Source organism: Stenotrophomonas sp. TWI273, from assembly GCF_039674765.1.
Taxonomy (GTDB): Bacteria; Pseudomonadota; Gammaproteobacteria; order Xanthomonadales; family Xanthomonadaceae; genus Stenotrophomonas.
Genome location: NZ_JBDJOA010000003.1, coordinates 14,947 through 32,663, shown reverse-complemented (window position 1 = coordinate 32,663; position 17,717 = coordinate 14,947). Strand labels below are relative to the sequence as shown.

Below are 17,717 nucleotides of genomic sequence, written 5' to 3'. Positions count from 1 at the left end.
GTCGTCGCGCCCGAAGCTGGGGTTGAGTCTGTTGCTGCTGATTGCCGGCAGTCTGTTGTTGAGTGCCTGCCGGAAAGAACCGGAAGGGGTCACCGTGCGTTTCTGGGCGATGGGCCGCGAGGCCGAAGTCGTCACCGGCCTGGTCCGTGAGTTCGAAGCGGAAAATCCCGGCATCCATGTCGATGTGCAGAACATCCCGTGGACGGCCGCGCATGAAAAACTGCTGACCGCGTTCGCCGCCGAAGGGCTGCCGGACGTGTGCCAGCTGGGCAATACCTGGATCCCCGAGTTCGCCGAACTCAATACCCTGACCCCGCTGCAGCCCTACGTGGCGCAGTCCAAGGTGGTGGTCCCGGCCGACTACTTCCAGGGCATCTGGGATACCAACGTCATCCACGACGAACTGGTCGGGGTGCCGTGGTACGTGGATACGCGCCTGCTGTATTACCGCAAGGACATGCTCGCCAAGGCCGGCTACGACCACCCGCCGCGCAGCTGGGCCGAGTGGAACGAGATGATGGCGGCGATCAAGGCCATGCAGGGCCCGAACCGCTACGCGGTACTGATGCCGATCAACGAGTTCGAGCAGCAGCTCTCCTTCGCGCTGCAGCAGCCCGATCCGTTGCTGCGCGATGAAGACACCCGTGGCAATTTCAGCAGCCCGGGCTTCCGCAGGACGCTGGGCTTCTACGAGAACATGTTCGCGCAGGGCTGGGCCCCGCGCATGTCCGAGACGCAGATCTCCAACGTCTGGGACGAGTTCTTCCGCGGCTTCAATGTGTTCTACGTGTCCGGCCCCTGGAACATCCGCGAGTTCAAGAAGCTGCAGCCCAAGGAACTGGAAGGGCAGTGGGGCACCGCCGCACTGCCGGGTCCGGATGGCCCGGGCGCGGGCATCGCCGGCGGGACCAGCCTGGTGATCTTCCGCGATTCGAAGCAGAAAGAAGCCTCGTGGAAACTGATCGAGTTCCTGTCGCGCCCGGCGATCCAGGAGCGCTTCCATTCGATCATCGGCGACCTGCCGCCGCGGCGCAGCACCTGGGAATACCCCTCGCTGGCCAACGACCCATTGGCGCAGCCGTTCCGCGACCAGCTCGAGCGGGTCAAGCCGACCCCGAAGGTGCTGGAGTGGGAGCGGATCGCCCAGGAAATGCGGATCACCACCGAACAGGTGGTGCGTGGTGGCCTAGACCAGGATCAAGCAGTGAAAGAGCTGGACGAACGCGTGGACAAGGTCCTCGCCAAACGCCGCTGGATGCATGAGCAGCACCGGCAGGAATCCTCCGGGGCGAGCGACACGGCGCACTCCAGTGCGGTGGCCACGGAGGCGGCACCATGAAGCAGCGTTCGCTTGCCGGCTGGATGTTCGCCGGTCCGGCCATTCTGGTCATCGCGGTGTTCTTCGGCCTGCCGGTGTTCTCGGCGCTGGCGCTGAGCATCACCGATTTCGATCTGTACGCACTGGCCGACGGTGACAACCTGCGCTTCGTCGGCCTGGGCAACTACATCGATCTGCTGCAGACCCCGATGTTCTGGAAGTCGCTGTGGAATACCACGTACTTCGTGATCGTCGGTGTGCCGCTGTCGATCGCGGTGTCGTTGGGTGCGGCGATCCTGCTCAATGCACCGGCCGCCCGTTTCAAAGCGTTGTTCCGTACCGCGCTGTTCGCTCCGGTGGTGACCACCCTGGTCGCGGTGGCGGTGATCTGGCGTTACCTGTTCCATACCAGCTACGGCCTGGTGAACTACGGCCTGGGCCATCTGGGCATCAGCCCGATCGACTGGCTGGGCGACCCGAACTGGGCGATGCCGACCATCATGCTGTTCGCGGTGTGGAAGAACTTCGGCTACAACATGGTGATCTTCCTGGCCGGCCTGCAGGCGATTCCGCATGACCTGTACGAGGCCGCGCGTATCGACGGTGCCTCGCGCTGGAAGCAGTTCCTGCACATCACCCTGCCGATGCTCGGCCCGGTGCTGCTGGTGGTCGGCGTGATCACGGTGTCCGGCTACTTCCAGCTGTTTGCAGAGCCCTACGTGATGACGCGTGGCGACCCACTGCAGAGCACCGTCAGCGTGCTGTATTTCATGTTTGAAGAAGGCTTCAAGTGGTGGAACCTGGGGCGCGCCTCCGCGGTGGCGTTCCTGCTGTTCCTGATCATCCTGGGCGTGACCAGCATCATGCTGCGTTTCGGCCGCAAGAGGCAGTTGGTATGAGTCGTGAAATCGGTCAATCGCGCTGGCATGCCTGGTGGGTCAATGGTGGCCTGGTGGTGCTGGCGGTCCTGAGCCTGGCGCCGCTGTTGTGGATGCTGTCGGTGTCGTTCATGCCGACCGGCGAAGCGGCGCATTTTCCGCCGCCGCTGCTGCCGTCCTCGCTGACCACCGCGAACTACCATGAGTTGTTCGCGCGCACCGGCATGGCCAACAACTTCGTCAACAGCCTGATGGTGTCGCTGGCCATCACCTTCGGCTCGCTGCTGCTCAACACCATGGCCGGCTATGCGTTCGCCAAGCTGCGCTTTGCCGGCCGCGAGCGCATCTTCCAGCTGCTGCTGGCCGCGCTGGTGATCCCGGCGCAGGTGGCGATGCTGCCGCTGTTCCTGCTGATGAAGCAGCTGGGCCTGGTCAACAACTTCGGTGGCGTGATCGTGCCGGCGCTGGCGACGGTGTTCGGCATCTTCCTGGTCCGCCAGTACGCCCGTTCGATCCCGGACGAGCTGCTCGAAGCGGCCCGCATCGACGGGGCAGGGGAGCTGCGGATCTTCTTCCAGATCGTGCTGCCGATGCTCAAGCCGGTTTTGGTGACCCTGTCGATCTTCACCTTCATGGCTGCCTGGAACGATTTCATGTGGCCCTTGATCGTGTTGACCGACCAGGAGCACTACACTCTCCCGGTGGCCCTGGCCACGCTCTCGCGCGAGCACATCATGGACGTTGAAATGATGATGGCCGGCGCGGTGGTCACGGTGGTTCCGGTGCTGCTGCTGTTCCTGGCATTGCAGCGTTATTACATCCAAGGTCTGTTGCTGGGGAGTGTCAAAGGGTGAAGCATGCCGTCGTCGCGGTGGGTCTGGGTCTGGTCTGGTCACTGGCGGCCTCAGCCGCACCGCCGGCGACGCCGGTGTTGCCCGCACCCAAGGTGCTGGACAGCTTCGATGACATGTCGCCGTGGAAGCTGGTCGTCTCCGACCAGGTCAGCGGCTCGCTGCGCAGCGTGGCCGGTAGTGGGGGTGGCCGCGCGCTGTGCGTGGATTACGACTTCCACAACGTGTCCGGCTATGTCGGCATCCGCCGCGAGCTGGGCATCCAGTACCCGGAGAATTACCAGTTCGGCTTCCAGCTGCGCGGCGATTCCCCTGCCAACGATCTGCAGTTCAAGCTGATCGACGCCAGCGGCGACAACGTGTGGTGGGTCAACCGCCCCGGCTATGCGTTCCCCAAAACCTGGACGCCGGTGCAGTACCGCAAGCGCCAGATCGACAAGGCCTGGGGCCCGGAGACCGACAAGACGCTCAAGCGCAGCGCGGCCGTGGAATTCACGATCTACAGCAAGGTCGGCGGCAAGGGCACGGTCTGTTTCGACCGGCTCACGCTGCAGGGACTGCCGCCGGCCGATACGTCTTCACTGAGCCCGTCGGTGATCGCCGATACCGCCACCGCGCTGCAGAACCGCATCGTCGATGGCAAGCCGGACACGGTCTGGATCAGCGGCGGCGTGGCCGAACAGACCATCAGCCTGGACCTGCACAAGGTGCGCGAGTTTGGCGGGGCGGTGATCGAATGGCTGCCCGGACTGGAGGCCACCCGCTACGTGGTGCGTTCCTCGGCCGATGGGCGCAGCTGGAATACGCTGCGTGAGGTGACCGCCGGCGGCGGTGGCCGCGACTGGCTGGCGCTGCCGGATACGGACGCGCGCTATCTGCGCTTCGACCTCAAGGGCGGCCCGAGCTGGCGCTATGGTATCCGCGATATCACGCTCAAGCCGCTCGAGTTCGCCGATACCCCGAATGATTTCGTCCGTTCGGTCGGTGCCGACCTGCCGCGCGGTTCGGTGCCGCGCGGCTTCACCGGCGAGCAGCCGTACTGGACGCTGCTGGGTCTGGATGGCGGCCGCGAGCAGGCCCTGATCGGCGAAGACGGTGCGCTGGAAGTCGCCAAGGCCAGCTTCAGCGTCGAACCGTTCGTGCTGGTGGACAACAAACTGCTGAGCTGGGCCGACGTCAAGACCGACCAGTCGCTGCAGGACGATTACCTGCCGATCGCCAACGTCGGCTGGACCCACGACAAGGCTGGCCTGCAGGTGACCGGCTTCGTGCAGGGCACGCCGGACAACGCGCAGCTGGTCGGTCGTTACACCCTGCGCAACCCCGACAAGGTCGCCCACGAGTACACCCTGGCCCTGGCCGTGCGCCCGTGGCAGGTGAACCCGCCGACCCAGTTCCTCAACACCGTCGGCGGCGTCAGCCCGATCAACAACCTGTCCTTCGACCCGACCCATGTCGACGTCAACGGCACGCCGCGCCTGTACCCGGCACAGGCACCGGACGCGGCCTTCGCCACCGCGTTCGACAGCAAGTTCGACGTGGTCCACCTGGCCAGCGGCAAGCTGCCGGGCACCACCGAAGTGAAGGACAGCACCGGCCTGGCCTCGGGCGCGCTGCTGTACCGCTGGAAGCTGGAGCCTGGCCAGAGCCGCGAGGTCGCCATCGTGCTGCCGCAGACCGGCAACTGGGTGATGCCCAAGGCCTTCGATGCGGCCAAGGCGCAGCAGCAGGTCGCCTCGATGTGGCGGACCAAGCTGGACCAGGTGACGCTGCAGGTCCCGGCGGCCGGCAAGCCGCTGGCCGATACGCTGCGCACCGCGCTGGCGCACATGCTGATCTCGCGCATCGGCCCCAGCCTGCAGCCGGGCACGCGTTCGTATTCGCGCAGCTGGATCCGCGATGGCGCAATGATCTCCGAAGGGCTGCTGCGCATGGGCCGCAGCGATGCGGTGCGGCAGTACGTGAACTGGTATGCGCCGTATCAGTTCGACAATGGCAAGGTGCCGTGCTGCGTCGATTCGCGCGGCAGCGATCCGGTGCCGGAGAACGACAGCCATGGCGAGCTCATTTTCAACATCGCCGAGTACTGGCGCTACACCGGTGACACCACCTTCCTGGAGGTGATGTGGCCGCACGTGCAGGGCGCCTACCAGTACATGGAGCAGTTGCGCCTGAGCGAACGCACCGAAGAAAATCGGGCGCGCAACCCCGCCTTCTACGGGATGATGCCGGTCTCGATCAGCCACGAAGGCTATTCGGCCAAGCCGATGCATTCGTACTGGGACAACTTCTGGGCGCTGCGCGGCTACAAGGACGCGGCGATCATCGCCAGCACGCTCGGCAAGGCCGAAGCGATGCAGATCAGTGAGTCGCGCGATCAGTTCCGTGACGACCTGCAGGCTTCGCTGCTGGCGGCGACCGCGCAGCACAAGATCGACTACCTGCCCGGCTCGGCCGAGCTGGGTGATTTCGATGCCACATCGACCACCATCGCACTGGCGCCGGCCGGTGAGCAGGGGCGCCTGCCGCAGCCCTACTTGAACAACACGTTCGAGCGCTACTGGAGCGAGTTCGAAGCGCGCCGCGATGGCAAGCGCGAGTGGAAGGACTACACCCCGTACGAGTGGCGCAACGTGGCCGCCTTCGTGCGCCTGGGCTGGCGCGACCGCGCCTGGCAGGCGACCGAGTTCTTCTTCAAGGACCGTGCACCGCAGCCGTGGAACCAGTGGGCCGAAGTGGTCTCGCGCACGCCGCGCAAACCGTTCTTCCTGGGGGACCTGCCCCATGCGTGGGTGGCCTCGGACTTCGTGCGTTCGGCATTGGACATGTTCGCCTACAGCCGCGATATCGACGACAGCCTGGTGCTGGCCGCGGGCGTGCCGTCGCGCTGGCTGGAAGGCAAGGGGGTCGGCGTGCAGGGCCTGCGCACCCCGAACGGGCAGCTCAACTACGCGCTGATCCGCAACGACAAGCAGCTCACCCTGACCGTGTCGGCCGGCCTGGTGCCGCCGGTCGGTGGCGTGGTGCTGCCGTGGCCGTACAGCGGCGAGCCGGGCGCCACCACCGTCAATGGTGAGCCGGCGGAATGGGTGGGCGGCGAACTGCGCGTGATGCAGGTGCCGGCCAAGGTCGAGATCGAGATTCCGGCGTCGGTACGCCGGGCGGAACGCAAGGCACCGTAATGAGGAAGATGATGATGCGCGGCCTGCTGGCCGCGGTGCTGGCGTCCGCGCCCCTGGTTGCACTGGCGCAGAGCGCCGTGGCGGTACCCGCGCAGGAGATGACCATGGTCACCTTCAATCTTCACCACGATCGCGAGAACTGGCCGGCCCGCCGCCAGGTGATCCTGCGTGAACTGCAGGCACTGCAGCCCGATGCGATCGCGCTGCAGGAAGTGATCCAGAAGCCCCATGTGCGTAACCAGGCCGCATGGTTGGCGCGCAAGCTGGGCTATGAGTATCAGTTCGTCTCGACCGATCCGCCGGGGCGTTTCAAGCGCTACGGCAATGCCCTGCTGACCCGGCGGCCGGTGCTGTCGCGCAACGACCATCTGCTGGCACCGCTGGGCGACTACCGCACCGTGGCGCATCTGCGCATCGACGTGGAGGGTCGCCCGGTCAACGTCTACGCAACGCACTTGAATGAGCGTTCGGACGAGGTGGGCAGCCGCATCCGTGGAGAGCAGGTGGCGGATCTGCTGGCCTTCATCGCGCAGAGCGCAGGCGACGCGCCGGTGGTCGTGGCGGGGGACTTCAATGCACTGGTGGATGCCGGTGACCTGAGCGAGCTGCGCAACCACTACGGGGACAGCTACGGCAGCGTGCACGTCAACAACGAACTGGCCCAGGTCAGTACGCTCAACCGGCACTACTACGACGCGCCCTCGCGCATCGACCACATCTTCTTCCAGCAGGATCGACTGCTCGCCCGTGAGGCGAAGATCCTGTTCGACCAACCGTACGCAGACGGCCGCTGGGCGTCGGATCATTACGGCGTGTGGACCCGGCTGCAGTTCGCGCCGGGCACCGGAAACGCCGGCGCGACGACGCCCTGAGGTGCGCGCCGCGTCGTCGGTGACGGCGTAGCACGCAAACGGCCGCATCCACGCATGGCGTGGCTCTGCATTTGATGTATCCCGTGCAGGATCCACGCGTGGCGTGGGTCTACCCTTGTTGCGTCCGATGGCGTGTGTAGATCCACGCCATGCGTGGATTGCTCTCAGTGCCGCCCTCATGACCGCCTGACGCACGCCGCTGCCTGCGTCATCCAACACCCCAAACGCAGACAGCGGCCCGAAGGCCGCTGTCTGTTTGTTGCGTCCCTCACTCAGGATCAGAGCGTGTCTTTCTTTTCCTGGTCGGCCTTGTCGCCTTCCTCGGCCTGCGGGGCATCGGTCGGGATGTCCTCGCGGGCTTCGGCCTGCGCGGCCTGTTCGGCAGCGTTGGTCGCCGCCGGGGTTTCGCTGGCGGCCGAACCGAACAGCTGACCGTTGTGCACGACCGGGCCGGCCGGGACCGATTCGGTGCGGGCCTGCGGGGCCGCCGGCTGTGCCGGGGCCTGGGTCGCATCCACGGCATCCAGCATGCTGGTCTGCACCGGTGCGACGGTCGGCTCTTTCACTTCCTGCGGGGTGGTCTCAACGACCGGGGCCGCCGGAGCAGCAACCGGAGCCGGAGCCGCCGGAGCAGCAACCGGAGCCGGAGCCGCCGGAGCAGCAACCGGAGCCGGAGCCGCCGGAGCAGCAACCGGGGCCGGCGCCGCCGGAGCAGCGACCGGGGCTGGGGCCGCCGGAGCAGCAACCGGGGCCGGCGCCACTGGAGCAGCGACCGGCGCCGGAGCCGCCGGAGCAGCGACCGGAGCCGGCGCCACCGGAGCAGCGACCGGGGCCGGGGCTGCCGGAGCAGCGACCGGTTCAACCGGACGCGCGGCTTCCACCGGCGCAGCCGGCCGGGCAGCGGCGGGGGTCGGCTTCGGGCTTTCCACGAACGGCACCGGGTCGTTGTAGGAGGCCGGGGCCTTCTCGGCGACCGGCTCGACGGCCGGGGAAGCAGCCTTCTCGACGACCGGGGTCGGGGCCTTGTCGGCCACCGGTGCCGGGGTCGGCTCGGCATGACCCGCGGTCACGACCGGGCTGCTGACCACGGCGACCGGAGCGGCGGCAGCCACTGCCGCCACCGGGGCCGGGCGCGGGGCCTGGACCGGCGCAGGCGCGGCGGCCGGCGCGTTGCCGGATTCGTCGTCGAACTCGAACTCCGGCTGCGGCTGACCGTTGTTGGCGACCTGGCGCTCGGCCGGGGCGGCGGTATCGCCGTCCTGATCGCCGTCCTGGTCGTCGCCCTCGTCATCCAGACCGTTGTCGTCACCGTTCAGGCCATCGCTGCCGGCAGCCTGCTCACCATTGCCACGACGACGACGACGGCCACCGCGACGGCCGCGACGACGACGCGAAGCGCCTTCACCGGTACCGTCTTCGGCATTGGCCGGCGCGTCACCCTGTTCGGTGGCGTCGGTGTCGCCCAGCTGTGCGTCCTCGGCCGGAGCGGCCTTGGCCGTTTCCTGGACGTGGGCGGCCGGCGCGGCGGCATCGGTGGCGACCACGGCAGCCGCAGCGATCACGGCGGCGTCGGCAGCGACCGGCGCAGCGGTGGTCGGCTTCGGTGCATCGGCTTGGGGCTGACGCGCGGGCTTCTCGCTCACGGCCGGCTTGTCGCCGTCGTTCTGCTGCGGCTTGGCCTGGCCGTTCTGACCCTGCTTCTGCTTCAGCTTCGGCTGCTGCTGGTCATTGCGCGCTTCATTGCGCGGCTTGGCCGGCTGCTGCTCGTTGCGCGGCTTGCCCTGGGCGGGTGCCTGCACCTGTGCCGCATTGCCGTTGGCCGGTGCGGCGGTGTCCTGGCGGCGCTCGTCGCGACGCTCGCCCTTCGGGCCGCGTTCGCCGCGCTCACCACGGTCCTTGCCACGGCCCTGCGCCTGCGCATTGCCGTTGCCACCACGGTCGCCACGCTCATCGCGGCGACCGTTGCGGTCCTTGCCGTTGCGGTCCTTGTTGCGACCGTTGCGGTTGCCGTCCTGGCCCGGGCGGTTGCCCGGCTGTGGTGCGGCGGCCGGGGCCGGTTCGCCACCGAAGATGCGCTTGAGCCAACCCACCACGCCGGTTGCCGCCGGGGCGGCCACGGGGGCGGCGACCGGGGCCGGTGCGGCTTCCGGTTCCGGCGCTTCACGCACCGGGGCCGGCTGGCTGTGCTTGACCTGGGTCACCACCGGGGCGACCGGGATGTTCAGCTGGGCCTTGGTCAGTGCGTGCACCGGCAGCTTGCGCGGGGTGCCGCGCTGGTAGCTCGGCTTGCCGCTTTCTTCGCCCAGCTCGTTCTCACGCAGGCGGGTCACTTCGTAATGCGGGGTGTGCAGCTGCTCGTCGGCGACGATCACGATCGGCGCGTCATGGCGCTGTTCGATCTCGCGCAGCGCGCTGCGCTTTTCGTTGAGCAGGTAGTTGGCGATCTCGACCGGGGCCTGGACCAGCACCTGCCCGGTGTTCTCCTTCATCGCATGCTCTTCAGCCACGCGGATGATCGACAGCGACAGCGACTCGACGCTGCGCATGCGGCCATGGCCGTCGCAACGCGGGCAGACGATCTGGCTGGATTCGCCCAGGCTCGGACGCAGGCGCTGGCGGCTCATTTCCATCAGGCCGAAGCGCGAGATGCGGCCCAGCTGCACGCGCGCACGGTCGTACTTGAGCGCGTTCTGCAGGCGGTTCTCGACTTCGCGCTGGTGCTTGTTGGAGGCCATGTCGATGAAATCGATGACCACCAGGCCACCCAGATCGCGCAGGCGCAGCTGGCGGGCCACTTCTTCGGCCGCTTCCAGGTTGGTCTGGAAGGCGGTGTCCTCGATGTCGCTGCCCTTGGTGGCGCGCGAGGAGTTGACGTCGATGGCGGTCAGCGCTTCGGTCTGGTCGACCACGATCGAGCCGCCCGACGGCAGGCGGACGTTGCGTTCATACGCGCCTTCGATCTGCGATTCGATCTGGAAGCGGTTGAACAGCGGGATGTCGTCCTTGTAATGCTTGAGCTTGCGCAGGGTCTGCGGCATCACCTGCTGCATGAACTCCTGGGCGGTCTCGTACAGCTCTTCGGTGTCCACCAGGATCTCGCCGACATCGGCGCGCAGGTAGTCACGCAGGGCGCGCACGATCAGGCGCGATTCCTGGTAGATCAGGAACGAGGCCGGCTTGGTCAGCGCCGCTTCGGCGATCGACTTCCAGACCTGCAGCAGGTAATCCAGATCCCACTGCAGCTCTTCGGCATCGCGGCCGACGCCGGCGGTGCGGATGATCACGCCCATGTCGTCGGGGATGTTCAGCTTGTCCAGCGCTTCCTTCAGCGCGGCGCGGTCCTCGCCCTCGATGCGGCGCGAGACGCCACCGGCGCTCGGCGAGTTCGGCATCAGGACCATGTAACGGCCGGCCAGCGAGATGAACGTGGTCAGGGCAGCGCCCTTGTTGCCGCGCTCTTCCTTGTCCACCTGGACCACGACTTCCTGGCCCTCACGCAGCAGCTCGCGGATGCCGGCCTTGTTGTGGTCGACGCCGGCCTGGAAGTAATCGCGGGAGATTTCCTTCAGCGGCAGGAAGCCATGGCGCTCGCCGCCGTATTCGACGAAAGCGGCCTCCAGCGAAGGCTCAAGGCGCGTGATGCGGCCCTTGTAGATGTTCGACTTCTTCTGTTCCTTGGACGGCTGTTCGATGTCGATGTCGTACAGCGTCTGGCCATCCACGATGGCTACCCGCAGCTCTTCAGCCTGCGTGGCATTGATCAGCATTCGCTTCATTCTTGCGTTCCTCGCGCGCTGCTACCGCGCGGAACGCCATGGGGTTTCGCTTCTGGTCACGCTTCACCGCCCATCGCGCATGCGCGGGGAGGGCGGTTTGGGGTTTCCAGCGCTACAACACCACGGCAGGCCGCGGGAGCGCTTCATTTGTTTTGGTTTGGGTGTAACGGGGCCGGAGGCAGCTTTCAGCCAGGCTGGAGCGCCACAGGGACATGTTCAGCGCGAATGCGTGTCAGACATCCGGCGATGGCCGGGACCGCCGGTGAGCCGCTAACATGGCCGCCCCGGGGGCGGTGGCTGCGCACTGTGCCGGAATCGCGGGAAGTCGGGCTTCTGGCCCAGAACAACTTCCAACGAAATCAATCCCTTATCTCGCCCGCCGAGTGTAACAGAATAAAAGGCCAATGACCGTTACCGAGCCCACCCCCAAAGCCGCTGAAGCCATGACCAGCGTACGTATCATCACTGTCCCGGCCGACCGCGCCGGGCAACGCCTGGACAACTTCCTGCTCGGCCAGCTCAAGGGTGCACCGCGCAGCCTGATCTACAAGCTCGTCCGCAGTGGCCAGGTCCGCGTCAATGGCGGCCGCGCCAAGGCCGAGCGCAAGCTCGAGGGCGGCGACGAAGTCCGGGTCCCGCCGGTCCGTCTCAACGAGGAAGGCGACAAGGCCGGTCCGCCCGCGGCGTTCATGAAAAGGCTGGAAGATGCCATCGTGTTCGAAGACGATCGGCTGCTGGCCCTGAACAAACCGTCGGGCGTGGCCAGCCACGGCGGCAGCGGCATCAGCTTCGGCGCCATCGAAACTCTGCGTGCCCTGCGCCCGGGCAAGACCCTGGAGCTGGTGCATCGGCTGGACCGGGATACCTCGGGCCTGCTGATCGTGGCCAAGAAGCGCTCGGCGCTTAGCGAGCTGCAGGCACTGCTGCGCGAAGACCACGGCGCCGGCATCCGCAAGCGCTACCTGACCCTGCTGGCCGGCCGCATGCCCGATGGCACGATGACCGTGGATGCCCCGCTGCACGTGGGTCTGCGCCAGGGCGGCGAGCGGCACGTGCAGGTCAATCCGATCGGCAAGGAATCGATCAGCCACTTCAAGGTGCTGGAGCGCAAGGGTGGGCATTCGTACTGCGAGGTCCGCATCGAAACCGGCCGTACCCACCAGATCCGCGTGCATGCCCAGCATCTGGGTCACCCGGTGGCCGGTGACGACAAGTACGGCGATCCGGACGTCAACAAGCGACTTCGTGAGCAGATCGGCCTGAAACGACTGTTCCTGCACGCCGCCTCGCTGGAGTTCGCGCTGGATGCAGGCAAGACGCCGTATCTGATCAATGCACCGCTGGCCGAGGAGCTGGTCGAGGTGTTGAACCGGTTGAAGTAAGCGCCGGCGGATAAGCCCGCGCCGAACGGCGGGTGGTGCCGGCCGCTGGCCGGCTCTGCCCAGCCTTGATCGACATCGGGAAGAGCCGGCCAGCGGCCGGCACTACCGGGCGGTGGGCCCGGCGCCGACGTTATCCGGGCAACAGCGTCCGGCGTTATCGGGGTAGCGCCCGGGCCTCACCATTTGAACAGCACCAGGCTGATCGCCAGGCTGCCCATGCCGGCCACCAGGCCGTACACGGTCTCGTGGCCCTTGGCGTAGCGCTTGGCCGCCGGCAGCAGTTCGTCCAGGGCCAGGAACACCATCACCCCGGAAATGATCCCGAACACCCAGCCGAACGTGGCGTGGTTGAGCACGCCGGACAGGGCCACATACCCGATTGCCGCGCCGATCGGCTCGGCCAGGCCGGACAGCAGGCTGGCGCCGAACGCGTAGAACTTGTTCTGCGTGGCGAAATACACCGGGACCGCGATCGCGATGCCCTCGGGGATGTTGTGGATGGCGATGGCGAAGGCCAGCGGCATGCCCACCGACGGGCTTTCCAGCGTGGCAAAGAACGTGGCCAGGCCCTCGGGGAAGTTGTGCGCGGTGATCGCCACCGCCGTCAGCAGGCCGACCCGCTTGATGTAGGCCTTGTTGTTGTCGCGGAACAGCGGGTCCTGCTTGTCCAGGCTCTCGTGCGGGTTCGGGATCAGGTGGTCGATCACCACGATCAGCAGCACGCCGACCAGGAAGGCCGCCGTGCCATAGGCGAAGCCCAGCCGGGCGTCGTAGGCCTGGGTGAACGAGTCGATCGCCTTGTTGAGGATCTCGGTCAGCGAGACAAAAACCATCGCGCCACCAGCAAAGGCCAGCCCGAACGCCAGCAGGCGCGGGTTGGGCCGGCGCGAGAACAGCACCATCAGGCTGCCCAGGGCGGTGGCCAGGCCGGCGGCCAGGGTGACCGCCAGGGCGATCCATACGTTTTCACTGGAAATATCAGGCATCCGCCAAGGCGTCCTTGTAGAAGTGCAGCGCGCCCCGGGCAACATCACCGGGGCGCGGAGTAGGGAGCACGAGGTTTGCGGCGGCTGACCTCAACACAACGCGGCGATCAACCGCCGCGACGCAGCCGTTCTTCGACCGCGAAGCACTGGTCGGGCTTGGGCTGCGGCGGATTGAAGCTGACCGGCACCTGGATCGTGGTCGGAACCGTCTGCCCGGCGCGCGTGGCCGCCTTGAACTGCCAGGCCTGTACGGCCTTCTGCGCCTGCTCGTCGAGCTGGGCGTTGCCGCTGCCGCTGGCGAGCTGGACCTGGCTGGGCTGGCCGTCGGCGGCGATGGTCACCTTGAAGGTGCTGGTGCCGCCGATCCCCTGGCAGGCCAGTTCGATCGGGTACTCCGGCGGTGGCGTCTTGACCGCGGCGACCTCGGTGGGTGCCGCGACCGGGGCGGCCGGTTCGGCGGGTGTCTTGTTGCAGCCGGCCAGGGCGGCCAGGGCAAGGCTGGACAGCAGGAGGTACTGCAGTTTCATGGGCTTACTCCGTCAGGGCCGAGGCTTTCGCCGCGCAGATGAAGTCGTTCTCGCTCAGGCCGCCCACATCGTGGGTGGAGAAGCGCACCACGGCGCGGTCGTAATGCACGCCCAGGTCCGGGTGGTGATCTTCACGATGGGCCACCCAGGCCAGGGCGTTCACGAAGGCCATGGTGCCGTGGTAGTTGTCGAAGCGGAAGGTGCGGGTCAGCGCCTGGCCGGCCTCGGCCAGCTCCCAGCCGGGAATCTGCGCCAGCAGCTCGGTGACCCGGGCGGTGCCGAGCTTGTGGTCGCTGCCTTTGCGCGGCACGCAGTGGGCTTGCGCCAGCGGAATCAGGTCGGCCATGGGTTCCTCCACATCTGTATGACTGAACAATGCGCGGTCCGGTGTATAAACCGAATGAGCGCATAACAAGGGATTGGCTAGAATAGCCCGATGATCCAGATATCCGACACTGCCCAATCCTATTTCCGCAAGCTGATCGAACGTGAGGCCGTGCCCGGCATGGGCGTACGCCTCACCGCCGTCGATGCGGGTACCCCGCGCGCCGATGCCCGCCTGGAGTTCGCCGATCCCGGTGAGCTGCTCGGTGACGAGTGGGCCGTGGACTGCGATGGCTTCACCCTCTACGTGGCCGCTACCAGCGTGGCCTGGCTCGATGGTGCCGAGATCGATTTCGTCACCAATGCCACGGGCAGCCAGCAGCTGACCATCAAGGCCCCCAAGATCAAGGGCGAGGCGCCGACCGAAGGCTCCTCGCTGGTCGAGCGCGTGCGCTGGGTGGTGGAGAACGAAGTCAACCCGCAGCTGGCCTCGCACGGCGGCAAGGTCGCGGTGCAGGAAGTCTCGGCCGATGGCGTGGTGCTGCTGCGTTTCGGCGGCGGTTGCCAGGGCTGCGGCATGGCCGACGTCACGCTCAAGCAGGGCATCGAAAAAACCCTGATGGGGCGTGTGCCCGGCATCACCGCGGTACGCGATGCGACCGACCACGAGAGTGGCGACGCGCCGTACATTCCCCGCGGCACGGCAGCCTGATCGCGCTGCGTGCCACTGCGCCGGGCTGACGACATCCTCGATTGGCTGCTGGCTCGCCAGCCGGACAAGCGCATTCTCGAAAAAACCACCGGCCTCCCCTATGGATGGGGCCTGTGGCTGCGCGCGTTGTCGCCATTGCCGCGGCCGTTCCGGGCCAGCGAAGTGCTGGCCGAGCTGGCCCAGCGCGAGCCGCTCCCGCGGGGCGGGCGCCTGCCGGAACTGAGTTTCGTCCAGGCGATGCGTCGCCTGCTCTGGCAGGGCTGGGATCCGGCGCCGCGCGATCAGCGCTGGATGCGCTGGACCTCGGCCGTGATCAGCGCGTTGCTGCATCTGATGTTCGCGTTGTTGCTGCTGTGGGTCGCCTTGATCCGGCCGCCTGCCGAACCGGACCAGGGCGGTGAGAGCGGGCGTGTGCAGGTGGCGTTCGTTGGACGCGGCACGCCGCAGCAGGAGGAAGGCGCGCAACCCGCCGCTGCCGAGCCGGCCACGGCGGAAGCGGCGATCGCTGCGGCGATGGCCAATGCCCAGGCGATGGCGCAGGCCGAGGCCGATGCGCAGACAGCCTCGGCCCCGCAGCCGACCGCAGCCCCGGCGCCGCCGAGCGAGCCGCAACCGGCGCCACCCGCGCCCGCCACGCCCGCGGTGGAACAGCCCGTCCAGGCGACCGAGGTGGCCCAGGCCACGACCGATTTCGTGGTGCCGCCGACCAGCGTCCCGCGCACCGCCGTGCGTGTCATGACGCGCGAGCCACAGGACATTGCCGTCCGTGAGCGCACCGTGGTCACGGTGGAGGCGCCGACGCCGCGTGCCACCGTACCGGCGCCGCGCCCGGCCGAACCGCAGGTGCGCACGCCCGAGCTGAGCGTGCAGGAGCGGCAGGTCACCGTGATAGAAGCGCCGACACCGACCGTGGCCATTCCCGGGCCACGGGTGGAGGCCGCCGTTCCGCAACGTGACGTGCAGGTGCGCGAACGCGAGATCCGGCCGGTGACCGCGCCGGGGGTGAGCGTGGCCACAGTGCCCACGCGCGAGGTGGCGGTGCCCGGTCGATCGGCGGAGGTCGCCGTACGCGAACGCGCGGTGCCCAACGCCGCCCCGCGCCCGGCACCGCCATCACCGGCGGCGGCAAGCAATGCCAGCAGTACGGCGAGTGCATCCACGGCGGCGACTGCAGCGCGCGCCGCGTCGAGCCCCTCCAGGGCGCCCCCGGGCAGTTGGACCACGCCCAACCGGTCCGACGACTGGGGTGCGGCCAATCATCCGCAGGATGCCGACCTCAATGGCCGGGCCGTGAGTGCGACCCAAGGGACGGGCGGCAGCCTGTTCAAGGCCGACGGCAGCGTGCGCGTGCCAGGCCAGGACGGGCACGCTAACAGCGAGCGTGGCGCACCGGGCGGCGATAAGGACGGCTGGAGCAAGGAGCGCATCGCACAGTCCGGCACATGGCTCAAGCGCCCACCGTACGACTACACGCCGACCTCGTTCGACAAGTACTGGGCCCCCAACGAATCGTTGCTGGCCGAGTGGGTGCGCAAGGGCATCAAGGCCGTGGAGATTCCGATCCCGGGCACGAGTTCGTCCATTTCCTGCGTGATTTCCGTGTTGCAGTTCGGTGGCGGGTGCGGCCTGAGCGATCCCAACATGCAGGATCAGCCGGCCATCGCGCGGCCGCCGCCGGACATCCCGTTCAAGAAAGAGCTGCAGGAAGACAACGGCAGCCGATGAGGCTGCGCCTCATCGGCGGTAGAGCCACCCCATGGGTGGCTGCCCTAGGGTCAGGCATCAGGCGCCTCGCAGCCACGCATGGCGTGGCTCTACCGGATGCTGGGCGTTACGGTGCGGGGTCCGCGTCCGGTTCCACGTCCGCATCGCGCAGTGCCACGAACGCCCAGAACGGCACGTTGCCGTCACTCCAGTACCGGCTGGCTTCGTCGAGTACGTCCAGCAGCGTGTCGAAATCGGCGCCGGCATCGCTGCGCAGGGCATCAGCGTCGCTGAAGAACAGCGCATAGCCGTTGGCCGGCAGCCAGGCCAGGTCGCGCAGGTTGTCGGTCAGCGCATCCCAGTTGCCGCCAAAGCCGGTTGGAAAATCCAGGCGGGCGGCCAGGCGCATCAGCAGCGTGCGTTTGTCGTGGCAGCCGTCCAGATCGATCTGGATCACGCGCAGGCCGGCATCGCGCATCGCCGCCGACAACGGGGCGACATCATCGTTGCCGATCGCATAGATGCCGGCATTGTTGATGTCGTGCAGGCCCAATTCGAATCCGTCATGCGTCATTGCCAGCTCCCGGCAGGTGGAACGTCGAAACTGCGGAACGTTTCATAGTGATCATCGGTATAGAACCAGCCAGTAGGGGGTGTGCCGCCGGTGACGATGCGCCGCGCGCCGCGATTGCCGGCGCCGGGCGTGTCCACCGTGTATTCGTGGTAGTAGCCGCGCGGCCGCTGCGGCAGGCGCTGTTCGCGGTTGCTGAAAATGCTGCCGTCCTGCCGGTGCGGGTACGGGCCGCCGCGCTGGATCAGCGCGATGGTGTCGCGCGCCTCGGCGGGCAGGAAGGGGGGCAGGGGATCGCGCACTGCCTGGGTCGATGCCGGTGATGACGTCGCGGCGCCGGCGGGCGGCGCGGCATCCGGCTGCGTCAGCGAGGGCGCGAACTGCGGCGCGGGCGGGCGCTGGGCCAGTTTGATGGCGGCCAGGCCGCCCACCAGCAGCGCGATGGCGATCAACAACAGCAGTGGCTTGCGCATGAGGGGCCAGGGGCGATGGGCGAGGCGACTACTCTACTGCGATCATCGCCCCGCACGGTGAGGCCCAGCCGAACAGGCGTGTTGTACGGCGAAGGAGCCCGCGTCCCCCGGCGTGCACCGTCACTGTCGCGTCACGATCCGGACACGCGATCGACCGCGCA

At 67.5% G+C, this 17,717-nt stretch carries 14 protein-coding genes; 8 read left to right on the top strand and 6 right to left on the bottom strand.

Going from position 1 to position 17,717, the window contains the following annotated elements:
• The first annotated feature begins 16 nt into the window (after positions 1 to 16).
• Genes ABE571_RS04725 through ABE571_RS04705 form a run of 5 tightly spaced genes read left to right on the top strand, consistent with a single transcriptional unit; the run spans position 17 to position 7,101 of the window.
• Positions 17 to 1,339 (top strand): sugar ABC transporter substrate-binding protein, encoded by a 1,323-nt coding sequence (locus ABE571_RS04725; RefSeq protein ID WP_346493390.1) that lies wholly within the window; start codon positions 17 to 19, stop codon positions 1,337 to 1,339.
• Complete coding sequence (locus ABE571_RS04720) at positions 1,336 to 2,217, top strand: sugar ABC transporter permease (RefSeq protein WP_123730758.1); 882 nt, start codon at positions 1,336 to 1,338, stop codon at positions 2,215 to 2,217. The genes ABE571_RS04725 and ABE571_RS04720 overlap by 4 nt, the downstream gene beginning before the upstream one ends.
• The gene (locus ABE571_RS04715; protein WP_123730759.1) at positions 2,214 to 3,050 is read left to right on the top strand and encodes a carbohydrate ABC transporter permease; all 837 of its coding nucleotides are present in this window, start codon (positions 2,214 to 2,216) and stop codon (positions 3,048 to 3,050) included. The genes ABE571_RS04720 and ABE571_RS04715 overlap by 4 nt, the downstream gene beginning before the upstream one ends.
• Positions 3,047 to 6,229 (top strand): discoidin domain-containing protein, encoded by a 3,183-nt coding sequence (locus tag ABE571_RS04710; RefSeq protein WP_346464529.1) that lies wholly within the window; start codon positions 3,047 to 3,049, stop codon positions 6,227 to 6,229. Before ABE571_RS04715 ends, ABE571_RS04710 begins: the two co-directional genes overlap by 4 nt.
• Positions 6,229 to 7,101 carry an endonuclease/exonuclease/phosphatase family protein gene (locus tag ABE571_RS04705; RefSeq protein WP_346493305.1) on the top strand — a complete coding sequence of 291 codons (873 nt, stop codon included), beginning with the start codon at positions 6,229 to 6,231 and terminating at the stop codon, positions 7,099 to 7,101. Before ABE571_RS04710 ends, ABE571_RS04705 begins: the two co-directional genes overlap by 1 nt.
• Before the next feature lie 278 nt (positions 7,102 to 7,379).
• Here ABE571_RS04705 and ABE571_RS04700 read toward each other — a convergent pair whose 3' ends face one another.
• Positions 7,380 to 10,877: an Rne/Rng family ribonuclease gene (locus tag ABE571_RS04700; RefSeq protein ID WP_346493304.1), complete on the bottom strand. Its 3,498-nt coding sequence runs from the start codon at positions 10,875 to 10,877 to the stop codon at positions 7,380 to 7,382.
• 443 nt (positions 10,878 to 11,320) lie between these two features.
• Here ABE571_RS04700 and ABE571_RS04695 point away from each other — a divergent pair, with 443 nt between their 5' ends.
• The gene (locus tag ABE571_RS04695; RefSeq protein ID WP_019182886.1) at positions 11,321 to 12,259 is read left to right on the top strand and encodes an RluA family pseudouridine synthase; all 939 of its coding nucleotides are present in this window, start codon (positions 11,321 to 11,323) and stop codon (positions 12,257 to 12,259) included.
• 176 nt (positions 12,260 to 12,435) lie between these two features.
• Here ABE571_RS04695 and zupT read toward each other — a convergent pair whose 3' ends face one another.
• The 3 genes from zupT to ABE571_RS04680 form a co-directional block, all read right to left on the bottom strand.
• Positions 12,436 to 13,245, bottom strand: a complete 810-nt coding sequence (zupT, locus tag ABE571_RS04690; protein WP_019182887.1) for a zinc transporter ZupT — start codon at positions 13,243 to 13,245, stop codon at positions 12,436 to 12,438.
• A 107-nt stretch (positions 13,246 to 13,352) separates the two neighbouring features.
• Positions 13,353 to 13,772: an energy transducer TonB gene (locus tag ABE571_RS04685; RefSeq protein ID WP_313210355.1), complete on the bottom strand. Its 420-nt coding sequence runs from the start codon at positions 13,770 to 13,772 to the stop codon at positions 13,353 to 13,355.
• A 4-nt stretch (positions 13,773 to 13,776) separates the two neighbouring features.
• Positions 13,777 to 14,118, bottom strand: a complete 342-nt coding sequence (locus tag ABE571_RS04680; protein WP_019182889.1) for a 4a-hydroxytetrahydrobiopterin dehydratase — start codon at positions 14,116 to 14,118, stop codon at positions 13,777 to 13,779.
• 90 nt (positions 14,119 to 14,208) lie between these two features.
• Between ABE571_RS04680 and ABE571_RS04675 the strand changes: the two genes are divergently transcribed.
• Complete coding sequence (locus tag ABE571_RS04675) at positions 14,209 to 14,808, top strand: NfuA family Fe-S biogenesis protein (RefSeq protein ID WP_313210352.1); 600 nt, start codon at positions 14,209 to 14,211, stop codon at positions 14,806 to 14,808.
• A gap of 9 nt (positions 14,809 to 14,817) precedes the next feature.
• Positions 14,818 to 16,533 (top strand): hypothetical protein, encoded by a 1,716-nt coding sequence (locus ABE571_RS04670; RefSeq protein ID WP_346493303.1) that lies wholly within the window; start codon positions 14,818 to 14,820, stop codon positions 16,531 to 16,533.
• Between the two features lie 106 nt (positions 16,534 to 16,639).
• Here ABE571_RS04670 and ABE571_RS04665 read toward each other — a convergent pair whose 3' ends face one another.
• Both ABE571_RS04665 and ABE571_RS04660 read right to left on the bottom strand, forming a co-directional pair.
• Complete coding sequence (locus ABE571_RS04665) at positions 16,640 to 17,086, bottom strand: barstar family protein (protein ID WP_313210348.1); 447 nt, start codon at positions 17,084 to 17,086, stop codon at positions 16,640 to 16,642.
• Positions 17,083 to 17,556, bottom strand: a complete 474-nt coding sequence (locus ABE571_RS04660; RefSeq protein WP_313210346.1) for a ribonuclease domain-containing protein — start codon at positions 17,554 to 17,556, stop codon at positions 17,083 to 17,085. Before ABE571_RS04660 ends, ABE571_RS04665 begins: the two co-directional genes overlap by 4 nt.
• Positions 17,557 to 17,717: the final 161 nt, after the last annotated feature.

Excerpts from the sequence above, each read along its gene's own strand:
- ABE571_RS04720 (WP_123730758.1), top strand. The coding sequence starts at position 1,336 with ATGAAGCAGCGTTCGCTTGCCGGCTGGATGTTCGCCGGTCCGGCCATT.
- ABE571_RS04715 (WP_123730759.1), top strand. The coding sequence starts at position 2,214 with ATGAGTCGTGAAATCGGTCAATCGCGCTGGCATGCCTGGTGGGTCAAT.
- ABE571_RS04705 (WP_346493305.1), top strand. The coding sequence starts at position 6,229 with ATGAGGAAGATGATGATGCGCGGCCTGCTGGCCGCGGTGCTGGCGTCC.
- ABE571_RS04700 (WP_346493304.1), bottom strand. The coding sequence starts at position 10,877 with ATGAAGCGAATGCTGATCAATGCCACGCAGGCTGAAGAGCTGCGGGTA.
- ABE571_RS04695 (WP_019182886.1), top strand. The coding sequence starts at position 11,321 with ATGACCAGCGTACGTATCATCACTGTCCCGGCCGACCGCGCCGGGCAA.
- zupT (WP_019182887.1), bottom strand. The coding sequence starts at position 13,245 with ATGCCTGATATTTCCAGTGAAAACGTATGGATCGCCCTGGCGGTCACC.
- ABE571_RS04685 (WP_313210355.1), bottom strand. The coding sequence starts at position 13,772 with ATGAAACTGCAGTACCTCCTGCTGTCCAGCCTTGCCCTGGCCGCCCTG.
- ABE571_RS04680 (WP_019182889.1), bottom strand. The coding sequence starts at position 14,118 with ATGGCCGACCTGATTCCGCTGGCGCAAGCCCACTGCGTGCCGCGCAAA.
- ABE571_RS04675 (WP_313210352.1), top strand. The coding sequence starts at position 14,209 with ATGATCCAGATATCCGACACTGCCCAATCCTATTTCCGCAAGCTGATC.
- ABE571_RS04665 (WP_313210348.1), bottom strand. The coding sequence starts at position 17,086 with ATGACGCATGACGGATTCGAATTGGGCCTGCACGACATCAACAATGCC.
- ABE571_RS04660 (WP_313210346.1), bottom strand. The coding sequence starts at position 17,556 with ATGCGCAAGCCACTGCTGTTGTTGATCGCCATCGCGCTGCTGGTGGGC.